22 protein-coding genes and 1 pseudogene are annotated in these 24290 nt (G+C 67.0%); 9 read left to right on the plus strand and 14 right to left on the minus strand.

Annotated features, from left to right (window positions below; genetic code table 11):
• The first annotated feature begins 191 nt into the window (after window positions 1-191).
• The 4 genes from ACFLIM_RS03750 (at window position 192) to ACFLIM_RS03765 (ending at window position 5322) form a co-directional block, all read left to right on the plus strand.
• Window positions 192-2519: a polyribonucleotide nucleotidyltransferase gene (locus ACFLIM_RS03750; RefSeq protein ID WP_393161893.1), complete on the plus strand. Its 2328-nt coding sequence runs from the start codon at window positions 192-194 to the stop codon at window positions 2517-2519.
• Window positions 2520-2606: 87 nt separating this feature from the next.
• Window positions 2607-3917, plus strand: coding sequence for a M16 family metallopeptidase (locus ACFLIM_RS03755; RefSeq protein WP_393161895.1), 1311 nt, complete (start codon window positions 2607-2609; stop codon window positions 3915-3917).
• 9 nt (window positions 3918-3926) lie between these two features.
• Entirely contained in the window at window positions 3927-4664 is a 738-nt protein-coding gene (gene dapB / locus ACFLIM_RS03760; RefSeq protein WP_393161897.1) for a 4-hydroxy-tetrahydrodipicolinate reductase, read from the plus strand.
• 184 nt (window positions 4665-4848) lie between these two features.
• The gene (locus tag ACFLIM_RS03765; RefSeq protein WP_393161899.1) at window positions 4849-5322 is read left to right on the plus strand and encodes a GNAT family N-acetyltransferase; all 474 of its coding nucleotides are present in this window, start codon (window positions 4849-4851) and stop codon (window positions 5320-5322) included.
• Here ACFLIM_RS03765 and ACFLIM_RS03770 read toward each other — a convergent pair.
• The 7 genes and pseudogenes from ACFLIM_RS03770 to ACFLIM_RS03800 form a co-directional block, all read right to left on the minus strand.
• Window positions 5319-6050, minus strand: coding sequence for an aminoglycoside N(3)-acetyltransferase (locus tag ACFLIM_RS03770; RefSeq protein WP_393161901.1), 732 nt, complete (start codon window positions 6048-6050; stop codon window positions 5319-5321). The two genes, ACFLIM_RS03765 and ACFLIM_RS03770, sit on opposite strands and share 4 nt — an antisense overlap.
• 231 nt (window positions 6051-6281) lie before the next feature.
• The gene (locus ACFLIM_RS03775) at window positions 6282-6992 is read right to left on the minus strand and encodes a GAF and ANTAR domain-containing protein (protein WP_393161903.1); all 711 of its coding nucleotides are present in this window, start codon (window positions 6990-6992) and stop codon (window positions 6282-6284) included.
• A 63-nt stretch (window positions 6993-7055) separates the two neighbouring features.
• Window positions 7056-8078, minus strand: coding sequence for an adenosine deaminase (locus ACFLIM_RS03780; protein ID WP_393161905.1), 1023 nt, complete (start codon window positions 8076-8078; stop codon window positions 7056-7058).
• A 10-nt stretch (window positions 8079-8088) separates the two neighbouring features.
• Entirely contained in the window at window positions 8089-8964 is an 876-nt protein-coding gene (locus tag ACFLIM_RS03785; RefSeq protein ID WP_393161907.1) for a 1,4-dihydroxy-2-naphthoate polyprenyltransferase, read from the minus strand.
• Window positions 8965-8978: 14 nt separating this feature from the next.
• A complete protein-coding gene (locus ACFLIM_RS03790) occupies window positions 8979-9587 on the minus strand; it encodes a GNAT family N-acetyltransferase (protein ID WP_393161909.1) in 609 nt (202 codons plus the stop codon).
• A gap of 44 nt (window positions 9588-9631) precedes the next feature.
• Window positions 9632-9739, minus strand: a pseudogene (locus tag ACFLIM_RS03795) (CGNR zinc finger domain-containing protein); the annotation flags it as partial.
• A gap of 15 nt (window positions 9740-9754) precedes the next feature.
• Window positions 9755-11161 (minus strand): aminotransferase-like domain-containing protein, encoded by a 1407-nt coding sequence (locus tag ACFLIM_RS03800; RefSeq protein ID WP_393161911.1) that lies wholly within the window; start codon window positions 11159-11161, stop codon window positions 9755-9757.
• Between the two features lie 184 nt (window positions 11162-11345).
• Here ACFLIM_RS03800 and ACFLIM_RS03805 point away from each other — a divergent pair, with 184 nt between their 5' ends.
• The 3 genes from ACFLIM_RS03805 to ACFLIM_RS03815 are packed head-to-tail and all read left to right on the plus strand — an operon-like array spanning window position 11346 to window position 13732.
• Window positions 11346-12230 (plus strand): DMT family transporter, encoded by an 885-nt coding sequence (locus tag ACFLIM_RS03805; protein ID WP_393162510.1) that lies wholly within the window; start codon window positions 11346-11348, stop codon window positions 12228-12230.
• A gap of 44 nt (window positions 12231-12274) precedes the next feature.
• Entirely contained in the window at window positions 12275-13297 is a 1023-nt protein-coding gene (locus ACFLIM_RS03810; protein ID WP_393161913.1) for a hypothetical protein, read from the plus strand.
• A 9-nt stretch (window positions 13298-13306) separates the two neighbouring features.
• The gene (locus ACFLIM_RS03815) at window positions 13307-13732 is read left to right on the plus strand and encodes an ASCH domain-containing protein (protein WP_393161915.1); all 426 of its coding nucleotides are present in this window, start codon (window positions 13307-13309) and stop codon (window positions 13730-13732) included.
• Here the strand turns inward: ACFLIM_RS03815 and ACFLIM_RS03820 are convergent.
• The 6 genes from ACFLIM_RS03820 to ACFLIM_RS03845 all read right to left on the minus strand — a co-directional run bounded on the left by ACFLIM_RS03820 (window position 13699) and on the right by ACFLIM_RS03845 (window position 19767).
• On the minus strand, window positions 13699-14169 hold the full coding sequence (locus ACFLIM_RS03820) for a GntR family transcriptional regulator (RefSeq protein ID WP_393161917.1): 471 nt from the start codon (window positions 14167-14169) through the stop codon (window positions 13699-13701). The two genes, ACFLIM_RS03815 and ACFLIM_RS03820, sit on opposite strands and share 34 nt — an antisense overlap.
• A 41-nt stretch (window positions 14170-14210) precedes the next feature.
• Window positions 14211-14678 (minus strand): GntR family transcriptional regulator, encoded by a 468-nt coding sequence (locus ACFLIM_RS03825; protein WP_393161919.1) that lies wholly within the window; start codon window positions 14676-14678, stop codon window positions 14211-14213.
• Between the two features lie 120 nt (window positions 14679-14798).
• Window positions 14799-15278 (minus strand): GntR family transcriptional regulator, encoded by a 480-nt coding sequence (locus ACFLIM_RS03830; protein ID WP_393161921.1) that lies wholly within the window; start codon window positions 15276-15278, stop codon window positions 14799-14801.
• Between the two features lie 41 nt (window positions 15279-15319).
• Window positions 15320-15796 (minus strand): GntR family transcriptional regulator, encoded by a 477-nt coding sequence (locus ACFLIM_RS03835; RefSeq protein WP_393161923.1) that lies wholly within the window; start codon window positions 15794-15796, stop codon window positions 15320-15322.
• A 1944-nt stretch (window positions 15797-17740) separates the two neighbouring features.
• Window positions 17741-18397 (minus strand): JAB domain-containing protein, encoded by a 657-nt coding sequence (locus ACFLIM_RS03840; RefSeq protein WP_393161925.1) that lies wholly within the window; start codon window positions 18395-18397, stop codon window positions 17741-17743.
• A gap of 653 nt (window positions 18398-19050) precedes the next feature.
• A complete protein-coding gene (locus tag ACFLIM_RS03845) occupies window positions 19051-19767 on the minus strand; it encodes a GntR family transcriptional regulator (RefSeq protein WP_393161927.1) in 717 nt (238 codons plus the stop codon).
• 853 nt (window positions 19768-20620) lie between these two features.
• On the opposite strand from ACFLIM_RS03845, the gene dapA reads away from it, so the two are divergent.
• Together dapA and ACFLIM_RS03855 are read left to right on the plus strand one after the other, a co-directional pair.
• Window positions 20621-21496 (plus strand): 4-hydroxy-tetrahydrodipicolinate synthase, encoded by an 876-nt coding sequence (dapA, locus tag ACFLIM_RS03850; RefSeq protein ID WP_393161928.1) that lies wholly within the window; start codon window positions 20621-20623, stop codon window positions 21494-21496.
• Window positions 21497-21550: 54 nt separating this feature from the next.
• Window positions 21551-23236: a ribonuclease J gene (locus ACFLIM_RS03855; RefSeq protein WP_393161930.1), complete on the plus strand. Its 1686-nt coding sequence runs from the start codon at window positions 21551-21553 to the stop codon at window positions 23234-23236.
• A 264-nt stretch (window positions 23237-23500) separates the two neighbouring features.
• On the opposite strand, the gene ACFLIM_RS03860 is transcribed toward ACFLIM_RS03855, so the two are convergent.
• Complete coding sequence (locus tag ACFLIM_RS03860) at window positions 23501-24277, minus strand: ABC transporter permease subunit (RefSeq protein ID WP_393161932.1); 777 nt, start codon at window positions 24275-24277, stop codon at window positions 23501-23503.
• Between the last annotated feature and the right edge of the window lie 13 nt (window positions 24278-24290).

The following is a 24290-nucleotide window of genomic DNA, read 5'->3' on the forward strand; positions in this document are numbered from 1 at the left end:
CCGAGACACACAGCCCCCGCGTCCGCTCAGCACCATGCGACCCGCGACGCCTGCGGGCCGGTCCTCGGTAGTGGCTTCCGGTAGGAACGACAGCGAAATGTGACCGGGCGCTTCGATCGAAGACCGGCGCTGCACCTAACGAGGGTGCCGGTGAAAATGGGCGCGGGAGACCGACCACAAGGAGGTCCCCCGTGGAGGGTGTCCACACTGCTGAAGCCGTGATAGACAACGGTGCATTCGGCACGCGTACGATCCGGTTCGAGACCGGTCGGCTCGCGCGCCAGGCGGCGGGTTCCGCCGTCGCCTACCTCGACAACGACACGATGGTGCTCTCTGCGACCACCGCGTCCAAGTCGCCCAAGGAGAACTTGGACTTCTTCCCGCTGACGGTGGACGTGGAAGAGCGCATGTACGCCGCGGGCCGCATCCCCGGCTCGTTCTTCCGCCGTGAGGGCCGTCCGTCCGAGGACGCGGTCCTCACCTGCCGCCTGATCGACCGGCCGCTGCGCCCGTCGTTCGTCAAGGGCCTGCGTAACGAGATCCAGGTCGTCGCCACCATCATGGCGCTCAACCCCGACCACCTCTACGACGTGGTGGCCATCAACGCCGCGTCCCTGTCCACCCAGCTCGCCGGGTTGCCGTTCTCCGGCCCGATCGGCGGCGTGCGCGTCGCGCTGATCGACGGCCAGTGGGTGGCCTTCCCGACGCACCACGAGCTGGAGCGGGCCACGTTCGACATGGTCGTCGCCGGTCGCGTCCTCGAGGACGGCGACATCGCGATCATGATGGTCGAGGCCGAGTCCACCAGGGACACGCTCAAGCTGGTCGCCGAGGGCGCCGTCGCGCCGACCGAGGAGACCGTCGCGCAGGGCCTGGAGGCGGCGAAGCCGTTCATCAAGGTGCTGTGCGAGGCGCAGGCGCGCATCGCGCAGGTCGCGGCCAAGGAGACCGCCGAGTACGCCGTCTTCCTCGACTACCAGGAGGACGTCTACGCCGCGGTCGAGAGCGCGATCAAGACCGAGCTGGCCGCCGCGCTGACCATCGCCGGCAAGCAGGAGCGCGAGACCGAGCTCGACAAGGTCAAGGCGCTGGCCGGGGAGAAGCTGCTGCCCGAGTTCGAGGGGCGGGAGAAGGAGATCTCCGCCGCGTTCCGCTCGGTGATGAAGAAGCTCATGCGCGAGCGGGTCATCAACGAGGGCATCCGCATCGACGGCCGCGGCACCAAGGACATCCGCGCCCTGTCGGCCGAGGTCCACGTGGTGCCCCGGGTGCACGGCTCGGCGTTGTTCGAGCGCGGCGAGACCCAGATCATGGGCATCACCACGCTCAACATGTTGCGCATGGAGCAGGTCATCGACACGCTCAACCCCGACCGCACCAAGCGCTACATGCACAACTACAACTTCCCGCCCTACTCCACCGGCGAGACCGGCCGGGTGGGCTCGCCCAAGCGCCGCGAGATCGGTCACGGCGCGCTGGCCGAGCGGGCGCTGATCCCGGTCCTGCCGGCGCGCGAGGAGTTCCCGTACGCGATCCGCCAGGTCTCCGAGGCGCTCGGCTCCAACGGCTCGACCTCGATGGGCTCGGTCTGCGCGTCCACGATGGCACTGCTGGACGCCGGTGTGCCGCTCAAGGAGATGGTCGCGGGCATCGCGATGGGCCTGATCGGCGAGGGTGACGCCTTCGTCACGCTGACCGACATCCTCGGCGCCGAGGACGCCATGGGCGACATGGACTTCAAGGTCGCCGGCACCAAAGACGTCATCACCGCGCTGCAGCTCGACACCAAGCTCGACGGCATCCCGGCCTCCGTGCTGGCTGGCGCGCTCAAGCAGGCCAAGGGCGCCCGCCTGGCGATCCTCGACGTGATGCAGGAGGCGATCGCCTCCCCGGCGGAGATGAACCCGACCGCGCCGCGCATCATCACCATCAAGGTCCCTGTCGACAAGATCGGCGAGGTCATCGGCCCGAAGGGCAAGATGATCAACCAGATCCAGGACGACACGGGCGCCGAGATCACCATCGAGGACGACGGCACGATCTACATCGGCGCCACCGACGGCCCGTCCGCCGAGGCGGCCCGTTCGGCGATCAACGGCATCGCCAACCCGCACATGCCGGAGGTCGGCGAGCGCTACCTGGGCACGGTCGTCAAGATCGCGGCCTTCGGGGCGTTCATCTCGCTCATGCCGGGCAAGGACGGCCTGCTGCACGTCTCCCAGATCCGCAAGCTGCACGGCGGCAAGCGCATCGAGAACGTCGAAGACGTGATGAGCGTCGGCGAGAAGATCCAGGTCGAGATCGCCGAGATCGACGGCCGGGGCAAGCTCTCCCTGGTGCCGGTCGAGGTCATCGAGAAGGAGGCCGCGGAGAAGGAGGCGAAACCCGACGAGGGTGGCTCCGAGGCCCCCGAGCCCGAGGGCGCCGCGCCGGCCGCCGAGGACAGGGCCGAGCGGCCCCGCCGCACCCGTACGCGCGTGCGCAGCACCCGCACCGAGGGGGACGACCGGAACTCGTGACCGTTACCACCGTTAGATGGATGACTTTGGTCGCGAAGGAGGTCTCGTGACGGAGACCGGCGTAACGGGGTCGACGCGGGAGGCCCCGTGACGACCACCACGCTGCATCCCGGCAGGGACGGAGCCGGGGTCGTGAGGCGCACCGTCCTCCCGGGTGGGCTGCGCGTGGTGACCGAGACCATGCCGACCGTGCGAAGTGTCGCGGTCGGCATGTGGGTCGGCATCGGCTCGCGTGACGAGGCCCCCGAGCACATGGGGGCCACCCACTTCCTCGAACACCTGCTGTTCAAGGGCACCCCCACCCGCGACGCCATGGAGATCTCCGCCTCCATCGAGGGCATCGGCGGTGAGATCAACGCCTTCACCGCCAAGGAGTACACCTGCTACTACGCCCGTGTGCTGGACGAGGACTTGCCGGTCGCGGTGGACGTGCTCGCCGACGTGGTGACCAGCTCGCTGGTGACCGACGAGGACGTGGAGTCCGAGCGCGGCGTGATCCTCGAAGAGATCGCCATGCACGACGACGATCCCTCGGACGTGGTGCACGAGCAGTTCGCCGCCGCGCTCTACGGTGACTCGCCGATCGGCCGTCCCATCCTGGGTACGGTCGAGTCGATCAACGCTCTGGGGCAGGAGCGGATCGCCGAGTACTACCACCGCTACTACCGGCCCCGGCGCACGGTCGTGTCCGTGGCGGGCAACGTACGGCACGAAGAGGTCGTCGAGCTGGTCACCAGGGCCTACGAGCGGGCGGGCGCGCTGAGCGGGCCCGCCGAGTTCGCGCCGCCGCGCACCAGCGGCCCCGGCGCAGCCACGCGCTCAGGCGTGCGGGTGCTCGACCGGCCGACCGAGCAGGCCAACCTGGTGCTAGGCACGACCGGGATGGCCCGTACGGACGACCGCAGGTTCGCGCTGGGCGTGCTCAACGCCGCGCTGGGTGGTGGCATGTCGTCGCGGCTCTTCCAGGAGATCAGGGAGAAACGCGGCCTGGCCTACTCCGCCTACAGCTACACCTCGGCCTACGCCGACACCGGGCAGTTCGGCATCTACGTGGGCTGCCTGCCGTCGAAGATCGACGACGTGCTCAAGATCTGCCGGGACGAGGTGTCCAGGGTGGTGACCGAGGGCCTGAGCGCGGATGAGATCATGCGCGGCAAGGGGCAGATGCGCGGCGGGCTGGTGCTCGGGCTGGAGGACACCGGCTCGCGCATGTCGCGCATCGGCAAGAACGAGTTGGTCTACGACGAGCTGATGTCGGTGGACGAGGTGCTGTCGCGCATCGAGGCCGTCACTCCCGACGAGATCTCCGAGGTGGCCAGGGACGTGCTCAACCGGCCGCTCACGCTCGCCGTGATCGGCCCGTACGGCGACAAGGACTTCACCGACGCCGTCCGATAGGGTGGCGCTGTGATCAGGGTAGGTGTGCTGGGCGCCCGCGGCCGCGTGGGCATCGAGGTTTGCAAGGCCGTCGAGGCGGCCACCGACATGGAGCTGGTGGCCGCGCTCGACAAGGACGACTCCATCGAAGGGCTCGCAGGCGCCGAGGTGGTGGTCGACTTCACCCATCCCGACGTGGTCATGGACAACCTGCGATGGGCGATCGGGCACGGCGTGCATCCGGTGGTGGGCACGACCGGGTTCGATGAGGGGCGGCTGGAGACCGTGCGCGGGTGGCTGGCGGGCTCGCCCGGCACCAACTGCCTGATCGCGCCCAACTTCGGCATCGCCGCCGTGCTCATGATGCACTTCGCGCAGCAGGCCGCCCGGCACTTCGAGTCCGTCGAGATCGTCGAGCTGCACCACCCCAACAAGGCCGACGCTCCTTCGGGCACGGCTCGGCGCACTGCGGAGCTGGTGGCCGAGGCTCGGGGCAAGGCGGGGCTCGGCCAGATGCCGGACGCGACCAGCACGGCGCTGGACGGGGCCCGCGGAGCGGACGTCGGCGGGGTGCATGTGCATGCGGTGCGATTGTCCGGGCTGATCGCCCACCAGGAGGTGTTGCTGGGGGGCGACGGCGAGATCCTCACGATCAGGCACGACACGATGAGCAGGGCGGCGTTCACGCCGGGGGTGTTGCTCGGGGTGCGCAGGGTGCGCGAGCTCCCGGGCCTCACGGTGGGCCTCGAGCCGCTGCTCGACCTCTGACCGGCTGCGCCTGTGCGGGGGGTTGGCCGTTGGGGGCCGCGTTTGGCCGCACACGACGTGCCCACCACCGGGCCGGTCGTGGGCACGTCGTGAGGAGAGGGTCCCGGCTCCGCACAGCCGGGCCTACGATCATCAACACTAATACGAGCCGCGAGTTCCGCCCGAAACATGAGATCGTGTCGGCATGGTGCGATGGGCTGAGGCCGGTGAGCTTTCCGGGCTGGTATCCATTGAATTGGCCGCTGATCGGCTCTTCGAGCAGGTAGGGATAGTATTTCCGCCCGGCACCACCATGATCGAAGAGGTGGACGACCCCGGGGCCGTGCTCGTCGAAGGGGCGCCTCCGGCAGGGTTCGCGCTGGTCGGGTGGGTGGACGGCAACCTGCATCTCGAACAACTCGCCGTACACCCCGAGAGCATGCGACAGGGCATCGGCGGACGGCTGGTGACAGCGGTGATCGAGCACGCCCGGGCCGCCGGTGCGCCCGCGGTGACGCTGACGACGTACCGGGACGTGGCCTGGAACGCGCCGTGGTACGTACGGCACGGCTTTCGCGTGATGCCGGAGGCCGAGTGGGGGCCGGAGTTGCGGGCGCTGGTGGAGCACGAGCGCGAGCTGGGCATCGAGATCGCGCCACGGGTGGTGATGCGCCGCTAGCCCTTCTGGGGGAGGCGGTGGGCGGCGAACCAGGCGACGGCGAAGTCGACGGCGTCGACCAGCGAGAACAGGCGGGCTTCGGCTTCACCGACCCGGCCGAGCCGCACGGCCCCGGTCCGTTCGAAGTCGGCGCCCAGGAGCATGAAGTCGCTGTCGTTCACCTTCACGTCCACGAATTCACACCAGGCGCGCCCTTCCCCATCGTCCACCACGGCTCGATAGCTGCGGCGCGGCGGGTCCTGGCAGTAGCGGTATTCGGCCAGGTGGAAGGCGGTGCACTTGTCGTACCCCACACCGAGCAGCAGGACGTGCGCTCCGGCGTCGTAGAGCCTGGCCAGCGGCGAGCGCTCGCCGAGAAGGCAGTCGCGGGCATGTTCGTCGATGATCTTCGCCGAGTGCGCTCCGATGGCGGCGAATGATGTCTGAGGGTGCGCGCTGCGCAGGGATCCGGGCAGGGTACGTACGCGTTCGGCGATCTGGCCCATGAGGTCGGAGGGGGTCGAAGCCGGGTCGTAGGCGGGCATGCGGGAGCGGTACCGGGCGATCTCGTCGGAGGACATGCCGGCCACTGCGCGGCGGTAGATGGGGGAGGTGTCGGAGTTGGCCGACGTGCCCGTGGGGACCACCAGCGTGCCGTCCGCGCCGAGGAGATCTCGTAGCGCGGAGACCACCGTGCCGGCCCCGCCCTCGACGTGACCGAGGGCGCTGAGCGAGGAGTGCAGCAGCAAGACCTGTCCAAACCCGACGCCCAGCATCGCAAAAGCACGGTTTATGGGGGAAAGGCTTGACATCGCGCGCCTATCGCTGCTGAGCATCACGTAGCGATCACACCACGGGTGGGAGGTGGTCTGCCAGGGCTATTCACATGAGCGTGCGTACGCTCATCTGGTCGCCCCGAACCTAGAGCGGTGTGGCCAGCCGTCTGGCGTCCGGCCTGGGCGGTTCCTGCGGCGAGTCGGCTATCTCGGGTGGCTGGCCGGTGGCTCCTCGAAGCGGGACTGTTGCGGTGGCTCGCCGCTCACCGTCTCCACGATCGTGGCCGCGACCTGGTGCAACTTGACGTTCTTGTCCTGGGAGACGTGCCGGAGCACCTCGAAGGCCTGGTGGGAGGTGCACCGGCGCTGCGCCATGACGATGCCGAGCGCCTGGTCGATGATCGCGCGAGTGGTGAGCGCCTCCCTGAGCTGCGCCGCGATCTCGCGCATCCGCGCCGCGTCGAGCGCCGTACGGTAGAGCACGCCGATGTGCTCGGCGGTCACGCGCACCGCGACCCGGGTCTCGTCGGTGAACCCGCCGACATGGTCGGAATAGAGGGTGAGCACGCCGAGGAGGCTGCCCTCCGACTCCAACGGCTCGGAGTGCAGGCTGAGGATCCCCGGCGACTCCGCGGCGAAGCGGCGCCAGCGGGAGTCGGTGGCCAGATCCGTCGCCGTCACCGGGCGGCCGCTGTCGATCACGTCGAGGACGGGGCCGTCCCCGATGGCCGACTGCAGCTCGTCCAGCGGCTCGGCCCGCGCGTGCGAACAGGCCACGGTGCGGATACCGCTTTCCGCGCACAGGACAATGCTGACCATGGGGGAGTCGGGCATCGCCCGCGAGGCGATCGTGACGCTCTGAGCGAGTGCCCGCTCGAACTCCGCGATGTCCGTGGGGACCCTTGGCCGGTTCAACGGTTGCCTCGCGATGGTCGCTGCAGGTCACTTGACCGGAACGACTGCCCAGGCGAGGGGCTCTTACGCCAGCCCCGCGGCGGGAGATTCTGCGACATATGCGTCCACCTCGGCCAGGTAGGCGTCTTTTACGTGCCGGGGCAGCCAGGTGATCTCGAACGCGTTGCGTTCGAGCTGGGCCAGCTCCTCCCGGGTGAGATTGAGCGCTTCGTGGAGGGCTTCGAGATTTTCCCGTACGTACGCCGCGAAGTACGCGGGGTCGTCGGAGTTGATCGTCACCCGCACGCCCAGGTCCATGAGCTTGCGGATGCCCTCGGCCTTCATCGACGCCGTGACGTAGCCGTTGGAGACCGGGCAACAGGTCAGCCCCATGCCCCGCGCCAGCACCACCTCCACCAGCCGCTGGTCCTCCAGGAGGTTGACGCCGTGGTCGATCCTGTTGACCCCGATGTCCTCGACGGCCTGGCGGATGTGCTCGATCGCGTCGTCCTGGTCCACGTCGCAGTGCATGGTCAGCAGGTAACCCTCCTGCCTGGCCCGCTCATAGACCGCCGCGAACTTGACCGGCGGATTGCCCTTCTCGTCGGAGTCCAGCCCGACGCCCGCGATCCACTCCTTGTACGGCAGCGACTCCAGCAACGTCGCCATCGCGTATTCGGCCTGGAAGTCGCGCAGGAAGCACATGATGAGCTGCGCCCGCACGCCCAGCTGCGCCTCCGCGTCCATCAGCGCCCGCCGCAACCCCCGGATCACCACGTCGAACGGCACGCCGCGCGACGTGTGCGCCTGCGGATCGAAGAAGATCTCCGCATAGCGAACGTTCTGCTCTGCGGCCTTGCGCAGGTAGGCCATGGCCAGGTCGTAGAAGTCGGGCTCGGTGAGCAGCACCCGCATGCCCTCGTAGTAGATCGTCAGGAAGGACGGCAGGCTGTCGAAGGTGTAGGCGGCCCGCATCTCCGCCACGGAGGAGTACGGCAGCTCCAGGCCGTTGCGCCTGGCCAGCTCGAACTTGAGCTTGGGCTCCAGCGTGCCCTCGATGTGCAGGTGCAGCTCGCACTTGGGGAGCCCGGCGATGAAGTCCTTCACCCGACCAAGTTTAAAAGATGATCGCCAGCCCCACGGCGAACAGCAGGCCGTACGCCAGCTGCAGCTTGCCCGTCTGCTGCAGCACCGCGATCAGGGCCGGGCCGACCGCCTTGCCCAGCACCGTCCTGATCGGGGCGATCGCCAGCGGTGCGGCGAGCAGCACGAGCGCGGCCCACGGCGTCACCGGGACCATCCCCAGCGCCACCACGAACGGCACGACCTGGCAGGCCACATAGAGCGTACGGGTGCGCTCGGCCCCCAGCACGACGGCCAGCGTACGCTTCCCGGCCTGGCCGTCCGTCCCGACGTCACGCAGGTTGTTGACCACGAGCATCGAGCACGAGAGCAACCCCACCGGAATCGACGCGAACAACGCGGGCCAGCTGAGCGACTCCGTCTGCACGTAGGCCGTCCCGACGACGGGAACGACTCCGAAGAACACGAACACGGCCAGCTCGCCCAGCCCGCGGTAGCCGTACGGATGCTTGCCGCCCGTGTAGAACCAGGCCGCGGCGATCGCCGCGGCGCCGACCAGCAGGACCCACCACGCCCGCGTGACGATGACCAGGATCAGCCCCAGCACCGCCGCGAGCGCGAAACAGCCCAGCGCGGCGATCAGCACCTGCCGCGGGGTGGCGGCCCGCGAGCCCACCAGCCGCATCGGGCCGACCCGCTGGTCGTCGGTGCCGCGGATGCCGTCACTGTAGTCGTTGGCGTAGTTGACGCCGATCTGCAGCGAAAGCGCCACGAACAGCGCCAGGATCGCGCGCCACCAAACAAAGCCGCCTTCGCCGATCGCCACGCCGGTGCCCACCATGACGGGCACGATGGCGTTGGGCAGGGTGCGTGGGCGGGCGCCGGCGATCCACTGGCCGGGGGTTGCCATATCTGTCGAAACCTCTAGCTGATGTCCGTGGTGAGCCTGACCATCCGGATCGGACGGCCCATGTCGAGTACGCGTTCGGCCATGTCCTCGCCCCAACCGGCCGATTCCAGGAAGCCGAGCACCGCGTGGTTGTCGGCGAAGACCCAGGTGACGATCTGCCGGAAGCCATCATCTCGCAGGTGGTCGACGGTGGCGTTGAGCAGGCGGCTGCCGTGGCCCCTTCTGACGAAATCCGGGTCGACCAGCAACGTCAGCATCTCGGCCACCACGCTGGGGTCCAGGTCGGGATCCTCGGCGGGGGCATGGGAGGCCAGGCCGACCACGCGCTCGCCGCCGCGGGGGGTGGTCAGCGCGGCGCTGCCGCCCGCGCCCAGGGCGGGAAACCCCTCGGTGTCGAGGATGGTCTCCACCGCCACCAGCACCCGGTGCATGGGAGTGGGCGGGGCGACGATCGCCTCGTCCCACTGACGCAGCCACATTTTCTCGGCCGCCGCGCCTGTCATCTGCTCGAGTGGGCCTTCGGGGAGGAAATCCCGATAGCCGTAGCGCCAGGCGCGGATCTGAGTGTTCGCAACCTGGAGCACATCCTCGCGCCGGGCCGCCCGGACGCCTACGTCTGCCATCTCGGCCCGCTCCTTCGCCTGCAGTTCATGCCATGAGGCACGAGTTACACCGTATCGGTGTTTGACCCTTGGAGACGACGCGAACCCCGCTTCCTCGCCCGGTAAGAGCGTGTCTTGGTACGGTTGCCGCATACCACCATGGAACACCACCATCTCTGCCAGGACGGTCAGCTGGTGGTGCGGATGTCAGCCATTGCCTGGGCGAGCCGCCGCACCCCTTCCGCCAGTTCCGTCAGATGGGCGGCGGCCATATGCGTCACCCGAAGCCGCGGCCCGGGCGGCTCCGACGGGTAGTACATCCGGCCGGGACTCACCAGCACACCATTACGCCTGGCGGCCTCCACCAGCGCGTTCTCATCGATCTCGGCAGGCAGCCGCACCCACAGATGCATCCCGCCGATGGGCACCAGATGCACCTCCGCCGCCGGCACGCGCGCGGCCAGAGCGGCCGCGAGCGCGTCGCGCCGGGTCCTGATCTCGCCGTGTACGGCCGTCAGATGCCGCCGCCAGGCCGGTGAGCCGACGAACTCCAGCGCCGTCTCCTGCAACGGCCGCGCCACGAAGAACGACTCCACGAGCTGACCCGCCCGCAGCCGGTGAGCGGCGGGCCCCCTGGCGATCACGGCCGCCACCCGCATGCTGGGCGAGAGGATCTTCGTCAACGAACCCACATGAACCACGGTGCCGTACTGGTCCAAGGACGCCAGCGACGGAGGCGCCTGCTCGGTCAGATAACGGGCGAAGTCATCCTCCACCACGAACGCCCCCGCCGCCCTGGCCACCTGCAACACCTGCTCCCGGCGTTCGACCGGCAGGGTCGCTCCGGTCGGATTGTGCAGGGTGGGCTGGCAGAAGAAGACCCGCGCCCCGGTGACGGCGAACGCCTCGGCCAGCAGTTCGGGCCGTACACCGTCCCTGTCCATGGGTACGGCGGTGGCCCGCAGCCCCGCCGCCTTGGCCGCCGCCAGCGCTCCCGCGTAGGTGGGCGTCTCGACCAGCACCGGCGTGCCGGGCGCCGCCAGGGCCCTGAACGCATGCGTGAGCGCCGCCTGCCCCCCGCTCACGATCAACGCGTCCGCTGCGGTCACATCACCCCCGACCTGCGTCGCGAACCACCTCCGCAGCTCGACGAGCCCCGTCAGGGGCGGCATGGCCCAAGCATCAGCCCTCCGTACGGCCCGCGCCGCGGCAGCCGCCAACTGCTTGTCAGGCCGCAACCCGGGCCGCAAATAGCCCCCGGTCAACGGCACCACCCCGTCGGACGCCGCTCCGAGCAACGCCGCGACGGGCCCGTCATCGACCACCCGATCCCCGAGCGCGACGGTCTGCCAGGACACATCCGCCGCATCCTTCGCCCTGGACACCCGATGCGCCACAAACGCCCCACTACCGGGCTTCGTGACGACTCGCCCCTCGGCAGCCAGCTGCCCAATGGCCCTGGACACGGTCACGGGGCTGACGTTGTGCCGCCGCATGATCTCCCTACTGGACGGCAACCGCGCCCCCGGCCCGAGCCGGTCGGCCTCTTCGCGCAGGATCGCGGCGATCTGAGCAATACTGCTATCGTTATCCATGAAAGACCAGAATAGCGCTACTCCCTCCGATCAAGTAGCGCTCCCGCCGGTCGCCCACCGGTCCTCACATCAGCAAGACGCCGAGCAGACCACTCGCCCTGACCGCTCGCCGCACGGGCGAGCCGCTGGGCAGACCGCAGAACCCGCGCGTCGGCGAGACGTTGAACGGTCCGGCTCGGCGCATATCAACGGCGCCCACCCCTCGAACGCCCGCCAAGGCACAACCCTGGCCTTCCTGGGCGTCCTGGCCTTCTCCGGCTCCTTCCCGGCCACCGTCTACGCCATGCAAGGCTTCAACCCGTGGCTGGTCGCCATAGGCCGAGCCGCCCTAGCAGCGGCAATAGCCGCCACCTGCCTCAAAGCCGCCAAGCGCCCTCTCCTCCCCCCAAAACACCAGTGGCCCTCGTACGCCCTGATCTCCCTAGGCGTGGTCTTCGGCTTCCCGGTCTTCAGCGGCCTGGCCCTGGACCTAGGCGCCGGCACGGCCCACGCCGCAGTGGTCATAGCCTTGCTCCCGGCGGCCACCGCCGCCTGCGCCGTCTTAAGAGCAGGCGAGCACCCCCGCCCCCTCTTCTGGACAGCCTGTACGGCCGGCGCCCTGGCCATCACCACCTTCACCCTCACCCAACACCAGGGAACACCGACCTGGCCCGACCTACTCCTCATAGGCGCCCTGCTGTCGGCGGGAATCGGCTACACGGAGGGCGGCCGCCTGTCCAGGCAAACCCCAGGCTGGCAAGTGATCTCCCACGCCTTGGTCCTCTCCCTCCCCCTGACGGCCCCCATAACAGCAGTTCTGGCCCTGACCACTCCCATGACCCCAACCCCCCAAGCCATAACCGGCTTCGCCTACGTAGCCGCGATCTCCATGTTCGTCGGCTTCATCCCCTGGTACGCGGGCCTCGCCAAGGGCGGCATAGCCAGAGCAGGCCAGACCCAGCTCACCCAACCCCTCCTGACCCTCCTGTGGGCCTGGCTCCTGATGGGCGAACGATTCGGCCCGGCGACATTGGCCGCCGCCCTGGCCGTACTGGCCTGCGTGGCCATCACTCAGCGCGCCCGTACTTGAAAGCCGTGACGCCGCAACGCAGGATAGGGGAGGAGGTGTCACAAATGGCGGACCTCACGATCCCAGAGGGGGGCTTCTGGCCGGCGCCGGAGATCCCGCAACCCAACATCTATCCCATGGAGTGGCGAGTAGAGACCGAGAAACTCGCCGCCATCTACGAAAAGTCCAAGCGCGTGGTCTGGAACCCGGCCGATCTCTCCTGGGACGGCCTCGTACCGGAGGACTTCACCAGGGAGCAGCGCCTGGGCATCATGTACTGGTTCGCGGTCCTGGCCAACTTCGACGCTTCGGGGCCGGCGGTGTTCGCGCGTGCCACCATCCAGGCCTTCGAAAAGCACGAAGAGGATCCGGTCAGGAAGTGCTTCTTCTCGATCACCCGTGACGAGATGAACCACGAGGAATGTTGCCAGCGCACCATAGCCAAACTCTGGCCGGGCGGCCCGCTCAACTGGACCCCGTCCGACGACCTCGAATCGGCCGCTCACAACAACATCGGCTGGCTCTACCACAACGGCGGCCGCTACTGGAACGGCTACACCAGCGCCGTGGGCAAATATTCGCTCCCGGTGCTGTTCACCAGCTTCATGATGGGTGAGATGGCCGCCTCCACCCTCTTCAGAGGCATGGCCTCGGGCACGCGGCATCCGGTCTTCAGCGAGATGTTCCAGCGCATAGGCAGGGACGAGTCACGTCACCTCCAAATCTGCATGACCATTCTCGAGAACGAATGGCCCGGCCTGACGGACGAGACGCGTACTCTCATCACCCGCCAGCTCAGAGCGGGCTTCGTCTTCCTCAGCATGATCCTCTGGGAACCCCCGGAAGGCTTCTGGGAACTCCCGCCGTACTTCCTGCCCAACCACCGCGTCCTCATGGACCATGCCAGGCAGGCGGGACTGGGCGTCCTGTCGTACGAGGAGCAGGCGGAGAACTGGCGCGTGGCCATGGCCAGGATCCGCGCGATAGTCGAACGCTGGGGCATAGCCTTCCCCGCCATTCCCGAACTGGACCTGGAAGGCGTGCCGGTGGACTTCATCGACCCGGAGGACATCATCCCGGTCTTCTAACCTGTCACCATGTGGCCCCGCATCGACGGACTCAGAGTCCTGGAGCTAGGCAGCCCGGGCGAACTCCGTACGTGGCTCACCGACCTGACCCTGTCGGGCCGGAAAACAGCCACGGCAGGACTCCTGCCCCTCGACTACGAGGCGGAGGGTGAAGAGGTGGAGAAGGTCGGCGAGCGGCTGATCCTCGTGGACGACACCGGCGGGCGAGCGGCGGAAATCGAGATGACCAGAGTGGAGTTGACGCCTTTCGCCGAGGTCACCTGGGAGTTCGCCCAGGCCGAAGGCGAGGGTTTCCAGTCGGTGGAGGATTGGCGGGAAACGCATCGCCGCTACTGGTCGGACCAGGGCTATGCGGTGACGGACTCCTCGCCTGTGGTCTGCCTGTGGTTTCGCATCGCCGGTCAATCGGGCCACCGTTCCTCGGGCGAAACGTAGCTTCCGCGATGGGGAAGGCTGAAGACCCATCCCTGCTCCCGCAGCAGCCCCACGGCCCGGCGTACGGTCTCGCGGGCGGCGCCGTATTGCCGCACCAGCATGACCTCGCTCGGAATCGGGCGGGATGCGGCCAGCTCGCCGGCCTTGATCCGCTGCCTGATCTCCTCGGCGATATGCCGATAGAGCGGCGTCTGAGGTTGTCCCATCTCATCGGGAGAGCTCACGAACGTTCCCTCTCCTTGACGCGTGTGGACCAGCCCCTGGTTTCGCAACACCCGAATCGCCCGGCGCGCGGTGGTGCGAGCCACCTGGAACTCTCGCTGGATCCCCGCCTCGCTGATCACCAGATCTCCGGGGGAGAGTTCAGCGATTATGCGCGACCTGATGACCTCGCTGATCTGGAGATAGAGGTAGGTGTCACCCTCGCGATTCAGCACGCCTCAAGGGTATACAACAGGGTCCAACAAAGGGAGGGTGATTAAGAACCCTGGTTTATGGGCCATTTCTCAGGAGTGGTCACATATGTGCCCCGATATGGGACGGTGAAGACCCATCCTTGTTCCCTGAGGTGCGCGACGGCCTGGCGTGCCGTCACCTTGGCGACACCGTATTTCCGCATCATAACTTTTTCACCGGGAATAGCCCGGTTCGGCGAGATCTCACCGCGTTGGATGCGCCCGGCGACCTCTTCCGCGATCTTCTGATAGAGCGGCGTCTTCCTGGGCGAGCGCGGAGTGCCGGGCTGGCCGACGAACGTGCCTTCGCCCTGAATCGTGTACACGAGCCCTTGCTCCCGCAGCTCGCGCGCCACCCGCCTGGCGGTCGTCCGGGCGATTTCGTGGTCCTTTTCCAGCGCGGCCTCACTGGGCACGGGATCACCCGCTTTGAGCTCACCGCGTTCGATCTTATCGCGGACCAGCTCGGCGACCTGCTTGTAGATAGGCACGGGCCCTTCGCGATCTAGCACGCCCGGATTATAGACGAAACCCACTCGAGTTGTTCAGCCGGGTCACTCGATACGTATGCTGGACCAGAGCGTGGTCTGCCTGGGGTTCCTCATTGTCAATCATTCGTTGGGCCAGTCCTTTGCATCCGACACATAGGTGCCGCGGTGTGGCACCGTGAAGACCCACTTCTGAGCCCGTACATATGCAACGGCCTGCCGCGCGGTGACCTTGGCAACACCGTATTGCCGCATCAATGTCATCTCGCTGGGCAGCGCCCGGTTCGGCCGGAGTTCGCCGCGTCTGATGCGAGCGATGATGTCGTTCGCGATGATCATATAGACGGCCCTCGTCCGCTTAATACGTGGCACACCGAGCGGCCCGACAAATGTACCCTCGCCTTGAACGGTATGGACCAGTTGCCGCTTGCGAAGCTCTCGCGCCACGTTTCGCGCGGTGGTCCGGGCGATGTCGAACTCCGCCTCCATGGCCGCCTCGCTTGGCACCGGTTCGCCGGTCCGCAACTCTCCACTGATGATCCGCTCCTGAATCATTTCGGCGACTTGCACGTAGAGCGGGACAGGCCCATCACGGTCGAGCATGCTCATATCTTAGACGTCTCGATACAAGCAGTTGAGCAAAGTCAGGCCTGGGGCCACGACTCTTTTGGAGAGACGTAGCTGCCGCGCTGGGCAACGGTATAGACCCACCCTTGCTCCCGCAGAAGTGCCATGGCTCGCCGCACCGTTTCGCGCGCGACGTCGTACTGCTTCACGAGTGCCGTTTCACCAGGTATTGGGCGTCGCGGAGGGAACTTTCCTGTCTTGATCTGATCGGCGATGTCTGTGGCGATTTGCTGGTAGAGCGGGACTTTTCGCTTCATACGCGGCGCTTGTTCGGGCGGACCGACGAAAGCTCCTTCTCCTTGAACGGTGTAGACGAGCCCTTCCTCCCGCAGGACGTGGATCGCCCGTCTGGCTGTGGTCCTGGCGACTCCGAACTCCTGCTGGATGTCAGCCTCGCTCGGCACGGGGTGTCCGGACGAGAGCTCGGAGATTCGCCGCCGAAGGATGTCGGCGATCTGGATGTAGATGTGGGTGTCCCCGTCGTAGTCGAGCACATAGGCAACATAGGCCAAGCGGTACAAGAGGTCTCATATCGATCTGTCCATTTAGACAGAGCGCTCTTTATCTATGGACAAGAGAAGACGACCAGACGTATGGTTGCCGCATGTTGCCTCGTGGAAGCTGGTCCGGGCCTGTGAGTCCAAGTCCCGGCCGGATAGGCGTCGGAACGCCCGGTGTCGACTCTGGTCTCTCGTGGAGACACGGCCTGCTGAGCAAAGCATCGAAACACCCGGCTAGGGCGCGAGCATGCCCCCGGCCGTAGCGCCAAAGCGGACCTTGCAGCACCGTCGTGCTCACGACGGTGAAGCCGGACCCGTCATGGAGCCGCGATCCCGCGCGGATGGGACAGCTACTTCAACCTGAAAGGGGGAAGGGGAATCGGGCCTGCACGGCGCCGCGCCCCTGACTATCAATGGAGTGGCAGGACGGCGACCACCACGGTCGCCACGTATCAATGACGGGAAAAGAACCCATCGTCATCAAGTGGGCACCCGAAATACCGCGAGGTCGGGTACGAGTCCGAGACTACACCTGCGAATGCAGGCCAGTGGTCTACGAATTGTGCCAGGCGGGTGGCATCACGTTCATTCGCAAGATAACCCGAGAAAACGGTCAGGTAACGACCGAAGAATTCACCACCAGACCCGACTCCGAAGTAAGAGCTCTCTGGCTCCTCCTGGTCGACGGGGGCGAAAAGGTCCTCCAACCCCTCTGTGCCCACCCCGATTAGCCGGCACCTGCGTCTGCCCCGGAAGGGTCGCGACATGAGAGCCAAACCCCAACGGGCCCGACCTCCCACCTGATGACATTGTCCACAACCACCAGCACCATCACGTCGATCTCGGCGGGCGCTGATCTCCACGCACCGCCGATAGCCGACACCACCCCGCTACGAGCAACACGGCACCGGCAGAGACCGGACACCTCGGCCAGGTAGCTCACCATACGAGCCCGGCCAACAGTGCTCTGCCATCAAGTGCGGATTCAAGATCACCAAAAGGCCACACACGGCCACCATGCCTTGCCCGCTCTCCGTCATCTTGTAGAGCGGCACCCACCTCCCGGTCGATTCGGGGGCCGACCCCTTCGCGACCCGCGACGGCCCTTGGATCTCATCGTGTTTCTCGCAATGACTCCCGGCTCATTTCCTGCCGCCAATGAGCCGGGCCACATGGCTTCCGTGACTGAGGGATCACAGGTGCTCACGAAGCCATGATTCACGGGTCTCGGCAGCATCCTTACCGAGCCCGTTCTGCCGAACAGGCATTTGGGCCATGCCTGTCGTCCCCCAGCAGGTGCCATCCCAGTGCACAGCACCTGCTGGGCCCCTCCACCCTCGCAAGCCTCAACTCCGCATCAGGCTTGCGGGCGTTCTCTGCGCGTGACCCCGTTGCCCCGCGCACAAAGCGGCCCGCCGCTCGCTCGGTCACCTGCAACGTGGCGCTGCGGCCACGTACTTCGGTGTTCGGCTGATCGTTTGTGACGCTGAGGACGATGGTGCGCGATATCGCCATGCGGAACCCTGCCGGTGCCGCCGGATCCCGCGACCGGCGCGGCTGCGACCTCCGGGTCGCGGGCATGCGTGGGTCTGTCAAGATCGCCCGGTGGCGGGCATCGGCGTCGATAGCGGCCAGGACCCCGACCACTCCGGCAGCGGCCAAGTGCGCCGGTCGGGTGATCCCAGGCGAAGCTCCTGCCCAGATTCGGTGTGAGCGAAGGGCTTCGCCTGGGATCGGTACGGACTCGCGGACGTGGTCCCGTGCCCTCCAGGAGGCACGGGACCACGTCACGACGAGCAGAGGCCGGCTGACGTCCGTAACGGCCTATCCGCGTCATTAGATTCTCATGGTCGTCCCTTGGAAAACTGCTGTTCGGCGCTATGCAGGGGAAGATTCCCTTTGGTGTTCGCCGGGTTTATGGTCCGAGGCGGAATTGGTTTATGTGGGGATCCGGCGCCAGGCCCCTTCTGTGATGATCAGGTGGTCCAGGAACCGCAGTCCGACCGTTTCAGCGACCTCGACTAGTTGGGCCGTGGCCTCCAGGTCGGCCGGGCTCGGTTCGAGGGACCCGCCCGGATGATTGTGGGCAAGACCGAACACGGTCCCACCCGCGGTGAGCACTTCCCTGATCACCTCCCGGATCGGCATGGCCGTATGGTCGGTGCCCCCTTCGGTCAGCACCGAACGTTTCAGCACCCGGCCGCGGGTGTCGCACGTCACCATGACCAGGCGCTCGTGCCTGCGGCCGCGCAGGAGCGGAGCCAGCGACTCTGCCAACTCGGACGTGCTGGTGATCCGTTCGCGCTCGGGCCACGCATCGGCCCGGCGTACGAGATGAAAGGCTGCGGTCACCCGTGCGGCCTTTGCTGGGCCGACACCGGGGACGGCCAGTAACCGATGCGGGTCGGAACGGCTGAGCGCATCGAGATCTCCACAATGCTCGATCACCTGGGCGGCCAGGTCGAGGGCGCTCGATCCACGAAATCCCGAGCCGAGCAGCACGGCCAGCAACTCCCAATCGGCCAGCGCGGCGGCCCCGCTGGCCATGAGCCGTTCGCGCGGCCGGTCGCTTTTGGACAGGTCTTTGACTCGCATCGGCAACCTCCGCAACCGTTGTATCAACGCGCACCGACAATCTCTGACCTGCACGTTCAGGGTGGAGCCGAGGGCATTCCTTTAGGCATCGCATGCGCGAAATGTCGCAGGGATTCACCGGAGCGGGTGGCTCGCCTCGGTGATCACAGCAGAGGCCGGCCGTCCCGTCCACGTAGCCAGCCCGTACGGTGTCAGCGGCCGCCCGTTCTCCAGCCACCGCGTGATCGCCTGCATGCACATCCCTCCGACCAGCGTCGACACCAGGGAGCGATTGCAGGTGCTCGGCGACCATGTTCGAGAGCGAGGCCTGCATCTTCGCCACGAACCACGGGCTGCCTGCGCTGCCGAGTACGGGCATGATCGGGCTCGCGATGGCGGAGGCGGGAGGGCTCGAATTGGGAGAAAGGTCCTGGTCATCGGCGCGAGCGGGGGCATCGGCGGCGTGGTGGTGCCGTTGCCGGTCGGACAGGCCGAGATCCTGGCCACGGCGACGTCCGAGGACGAGGACCATGTCCGGAATCTCGGGGCCGACAACGTGATCATTTGGTGCTGCTCGGTCTGTGATTCGGACCGAAGGGGCACAGTCACCGGGAGTGCGGGTCGGTCAGGTTGGAGGCTCCGGGCGAGGAGGCGTGCTCGCCCGGAGCCCGTCCCTAGACGGGCATGCTGTACGTGATCCGGAAGCGGTCGCCTGGTATGACGATGTCGCTTGTCTCCACGGGACGGTCGCCCGCCCAGTGGGTGCGTTCGACGTGCAGCACATGAACGCCTGCCGCCAGATCGAGGGCGTCGCTCTCCGCCGGGCGCGGCACGCGGGTGTGTACGCTCTCGACGATTTCGGTGATCTTTATGCCGTGTGCGTACATCCTCGCGACCAGGCTCCGTCGTTCCTCCTCCGAATGGGCGGCGAACTCCAGCGGCTCATAGGACGTGGCAAGCTGCAGCGGCCTGCCGTCACCGCGAAAGACGTAGTGCGTCTTGGTCAGCGTGGCCGACTCGGTGATACGCAGCCGTCTGGCGATGTCGGGGCTCGCTTCGGTCGGTTCGCTGTGCCAGTCCCACGTCACGCGTCTGCCCTGAGACTGTAGGTCGGCCGCGAACGGGGCCGGATGGTCGAGAAATCTCCACCGGTAGAGCGGTGTTAGGTCGGGGCGTTCCCTGACGTAATGGCCCGAGCCCACGCGGCCGATGATGAGACCTTCACCCGCGAGCACGCGTAGCGCGTGCCGCGCGGCGGTCTCGCCGACCTGGTATTTACGGGTCAGCTGCGCCCGTGAGGGGATGGGCGCGCCGGGCGGAAGGGTGCCGTCGGTGATCTGTCGCCGGATGTCTTCGACGACACGCAGGTAGACCGGATCTGAGGTGGCCACTAGTCCATCCCTGGGGGTTCGTGTGAGGCGTTGCCCCATGTTGCCGTATTCGGCAGGTAACCGACCGTCATCGATGACTGCTGGAGCCCCAACTTTGCGACGGTGGAAAATTATCGGAGAAACCCTGTAACGCCGATGTAAGGGGTGCCGATTCTCCGATAGAGGTCGTCGATGTGTGTACCCCCGAGCACATATCGGCGACCTCTTCCAATGTCCGACTTCTGGGTTGATGGCTAGATCGGTGGCGGCCCTGTCGCCTCGTCGCCCTGGTCGGCTGGGCCGTTGACCGGTGGTGCTGGGACTGTCCTGATCGCAGACAGCTGGACTGTTCGGGCCGCTGGAGGTGTGGTCGCTCGGCGGGAGGCGGCGTCGGTTCGGCGGGTGGCTGCACTTCGAGGTCGTCGCCTCCGGCGGTGGAGACGTTCTCCGGGACTCGGCAGGTGCAGCGGCTGCAGCGCTTGTATAGGGCGCGGCGGCTGTATCACCGAGTGTGGGCGTCCTCGGGCGTTTGAGCGCGAGCGTCCAGGTTGTCTGGGTGCAGGTGTCTGGGTGTGGGGTTTCTTCGGCTGTCTGGGCGCGGGCGTCTCCGGGTATCTGGGTGCGGGCGGGCTCCGGCGCGGGACGCACGTGTGGGGCGGTGGCGTCGACGAAATTGATCGCCTTGGACACGTCAAGCTTCCCTGCAACTCGAGGCCGATCAAGTAAGGGACGGCGCCGAGATACCGGCGAAAGGGGGCAAAAAGCGGCTCCAGGCAGGCAAAGCGGGGTGGCGGCGTCCAATGGATTTCTGAATCCAGGTAGCGTTCGCACTATGGCATCGCCAACTGGAACCACCGACGCACCCTTCGGCCGTATGCTGACCGCGATGGTCACGCCGTTCAACTCCGACGGCGAGGTCGATTATGTGGCTGTGCGACGTCTTGCCGCCTATCTGGTGGACGAGCAGCGCAATGACGGCTTGATCGTCAACGGGACGACCGGTGAGTCGCCCACCACCTCGGACGAGGAAAAGCTGCGTATCGTCAGCGCCGTCCTCGAGGCGGTCGGTGATCGCGCGACCGTGGTGGCGGGGGCGGGCACCAACGACACCCGCCACAGCGTCGAGCTGGCGAAGCAGGCGGTGCGTGCCGGCGCCCACGGGCTGCTGGTGGTGACGCCCTACTACAACAAGCCTCCGCAAGAGGGGCTGTATCAGCACTTCACCGCTGTCGCCGACGCGACCGGCCTGCCTGTGATGCTCTACGATATCCCAGGACGTAGCGGCGTACCGATCAAGACCGAGACGCTGATTCGCCTCGCGCAGCACGAGCGCATCGTGGCCGTGAAGGACGCCAAGGGCGACCTGTTCGCAGGCAGTCAGGTGATGGCGGCGACGGATCTCGTCTTCTACTCCGGTGACGATCTGCTCAATATGGCCTGGCTCTCCCTCGGCGCGGCCGGGTTCGTGAGCGTCGTCGGACATGTGGTGGGCGCCGAGTTGGCGCGCATGATCCACCTGCACAAGGCCGGCGACGTCGCCCAGGCGCTGGACGTACACGGCCAGGTGGCTCCCGTGGTAGACGGGATCATGCTGCGCGCGGGTGGCGCGATCATGGCCAAGGCGGCACTGAGCATGGTGGGCGTGCCGGTAGGACCGGTACGGCTGCCGCTCGTGGACGCGACAGAGAAGCAAATCGCCGAGCTGCGTGCTTGCCTGGTAGCCGGCGGGGTGAAGTTGACAGACGCATAGGAATGGGGAGGAACCGGGAGTTTTGAGAACACGATCTGACCGTGGGGGCCAGGTATGAGCCATCCGCATCCTGAGCTTGGCCCTCCGCCGACGCTGCCTGACGGCGGCCTGCGCATCGTCGCACTTGGCGGGTTGGGGGAGATCGGCCGGAACATGGCCGTCTTCGAATACGAGGGCCGCCTGCTGGTCGTCGATTGCGGGGTGCTGTTCCCCGAGCCCGACCAGCCGGGTGTCGACCTTATCCTGCCCGACTTCGAATACATCAGGGATCGGCTCGACGACGTCGAAGCCGTGGTGCTGACGCACGCGCACGAAGACCATATCGGGGCAGTCCCGTATCTGCTGCGCGAGCGGCGCGATATTCCGCTCATCGGATCCAGGCTCACTCTTGCCCTGATCGAGGCCAAGCTCACCGAGCACCGGATCCAGCCGACCAAACTCGAGGTCATCGAGGGCGAACGGCACAGATTTGGACCCTTTGACTGCGAGTTCCTCGCAGTCAACCACTCGATCCCCGACGCGCTGGCCGTGGCCATCAGGACGCCGGCGGGCATAGTCCTGCACACCGGCGACTTCCGGATGGACCAGTTGCCGAGCGACGGCCGGCTCACCGATCTCGGCGGCTTCGCCAGGCTCGGCACCGAGGGTGTCGACCTGCTGATGTCCGACTCGACCAACGCCGAGGTGCCGGGGTTCGTCACCAGCGAGCGGGAGATCGGGCCGGTCATCGACGAGGTGATCCGCACCTCCGAGCAGCGGGTCATCGTGGCCAGCTTCGCTTCGCACGTGCACCGCATCCAGCAGGTCATAGACGGCGCCGCCAAGCACGGTCGCAAGGTGGCCCTGGTCGGACGGTCGATGGTGCGCAACATGGGCGTGGCCCGCGACCTGGGATATCTCAAGGTGCCGCCCGAGCTCATCGTCGACTCGCGCGACATCGAGGAATGGCCCCCCGAAGAGGTGGTGCTGATCTGCACCGGCTCCCAGGGCGAACCGATGGCGGCGCTGTCCAGGATGGCCAACCGCGATCACCCGATCCGCATCGCGGCAGGCGACACCGTGCTGCTGGCCTCGTCGCTGGTGCCGGGGAACGAGACCGCGGTCAACAAGGTGATCAACGGGCTGACCAGGTGGGGGGCCCGCGTCGTGCACAAGGGCAACGCCAAGGTGCACGTCTCCGGCCACGCGGCCGCGGGCGAACTCCTGTACGTCCTGAACCTGACACGTCCCTCGAACTTCATGCCCGTGCACGGCGAGTGGCGGCACCTGCGCGCGCACGCCAAGCTGGCCGCCCTCACCGGTGTGCCCGAAGACCACATCGTGATCGCCGAGGACGGCGTCGTGGTGGACCTGGTCGACGGCCGGGCGAAGATCGTCGGTGCGGTGCACGCCGGGTATGTCTACGTCGACGGCTCGTCGGTGGGCGAGATCACCGACACCTCGTTGAAGGACCGCAGAATCCTCGGCGACGAGGGGTTCATCTCCGTGGTCATCGTGGTCGACTCGAACACGGGCAAGCTCACCGCTGGGCCCGAGATCCATGCGCGTGGTTCCGGCATCGACCCCGCGCAGTTCGAGGGAATCATCCCGCAGATCGAACGGGCACTCCAGGACAAGGCCGCGGACGGCGTGGTCGACATGCAGGAGATCCGCCGGGTGGTCCGCCGCACGGTGGGGCGCTGGGTGAGTGACACCTATCGCCGCCGACCGATGATCATCCCTGTGGTGCTCGAGGTCTGAGCCTCCTGACGGTACGGCAGGCGTTGTCGCCTGCCGTACCGGTGGACGCCCACGGGAATGGGGGATGTCGGCGAGACGCCGTAGCAGTCGCTGTGTCGCCGGAAAGCCGATGACGCGGCGGCTGAGACGGCGGAGTGGCCGTGGCCAGGGAAGTCCCATGATGCGGCTGGTGAGTTGCCAGGCGTGCCGCAACCGGCGACCCGTGCTCGAATGGTCGATGGCGTGCTGGTGAGACGGTCGCTGCATGGGCTTCATAGGCCACATTCAGGTATCCCTCCGGCGTACCAGCCAGGTGGCGGCCAGTAGTGGGAGTGCCGCATAGGCGATCAGTACGGCGGCGGCCGCTGCGGGAGGCAGAAGTGACCCGTACACCGAGGTGGTGATGGTGTCGCCGGTGATCTCGCGGGGGAGCGCGCCGATCATCAGCGAGCCCAGGCGTTCGCTCCAGGGCTCGGGGATGTTGCCTATGATCATCGGGATCACGTAGACGAGGCCTGCCATGATGGCGATCGCTCCGGCGGTGGATCGCAGGAGCGCGCTTAGTCCCAGGCCGAGTAGCGCGAATGCCGGCACCGTGAGGCTGATGGCGGCCAGCAGCGGCAGCCTGTCCACGAACGAGTCGGTGTACGCGCCTGAGAAGCGATTGCCGAGCACCCATCGGGTAACGAAGTAGGTGCCGAAGACTGCTGCAGAGCCGACGATCAGGCCCAGCGTGCCCACGACCGTGGACTTGGCGGCGAGTATCGGCCAGCGCCGGGGGACGATGGCCACACTCGTCCTGATCAGGCCGGTTACGTATTCGGAGGTGATGGTGAGCGTGCCCAGGATGCCCATGCACAGTTGGGGCACGATCGCGAGCACTTCCTCGAGGTCCGCGATCCGGGCACTCGGTCGTCGCGCGGGGGGAGCGTTGTCGTACATGCCGGCGGCCGTTGTGGCGAGTGCGAAGCCCAGGAGAACGGCGGCGAGACTGAGGCCGAGGATCAGGTAGGTCGAGCGGACCGAGCGAACCTTCAGCCATTCCGAGGTGAGAACGCTCATGTACGTATCCATT

The sequence above is a fragment of the Nonomuraea marmarensis genome, assembly GCF_043197025.1.
In the GTDB taxonomy this organism is placed as follows: Bacteria; Actinomycetota; Actinomycetes; order Streptosporangiales; family Streptosporangiaceae; genus Nonomuraea; species Nonomuraea marmarensis.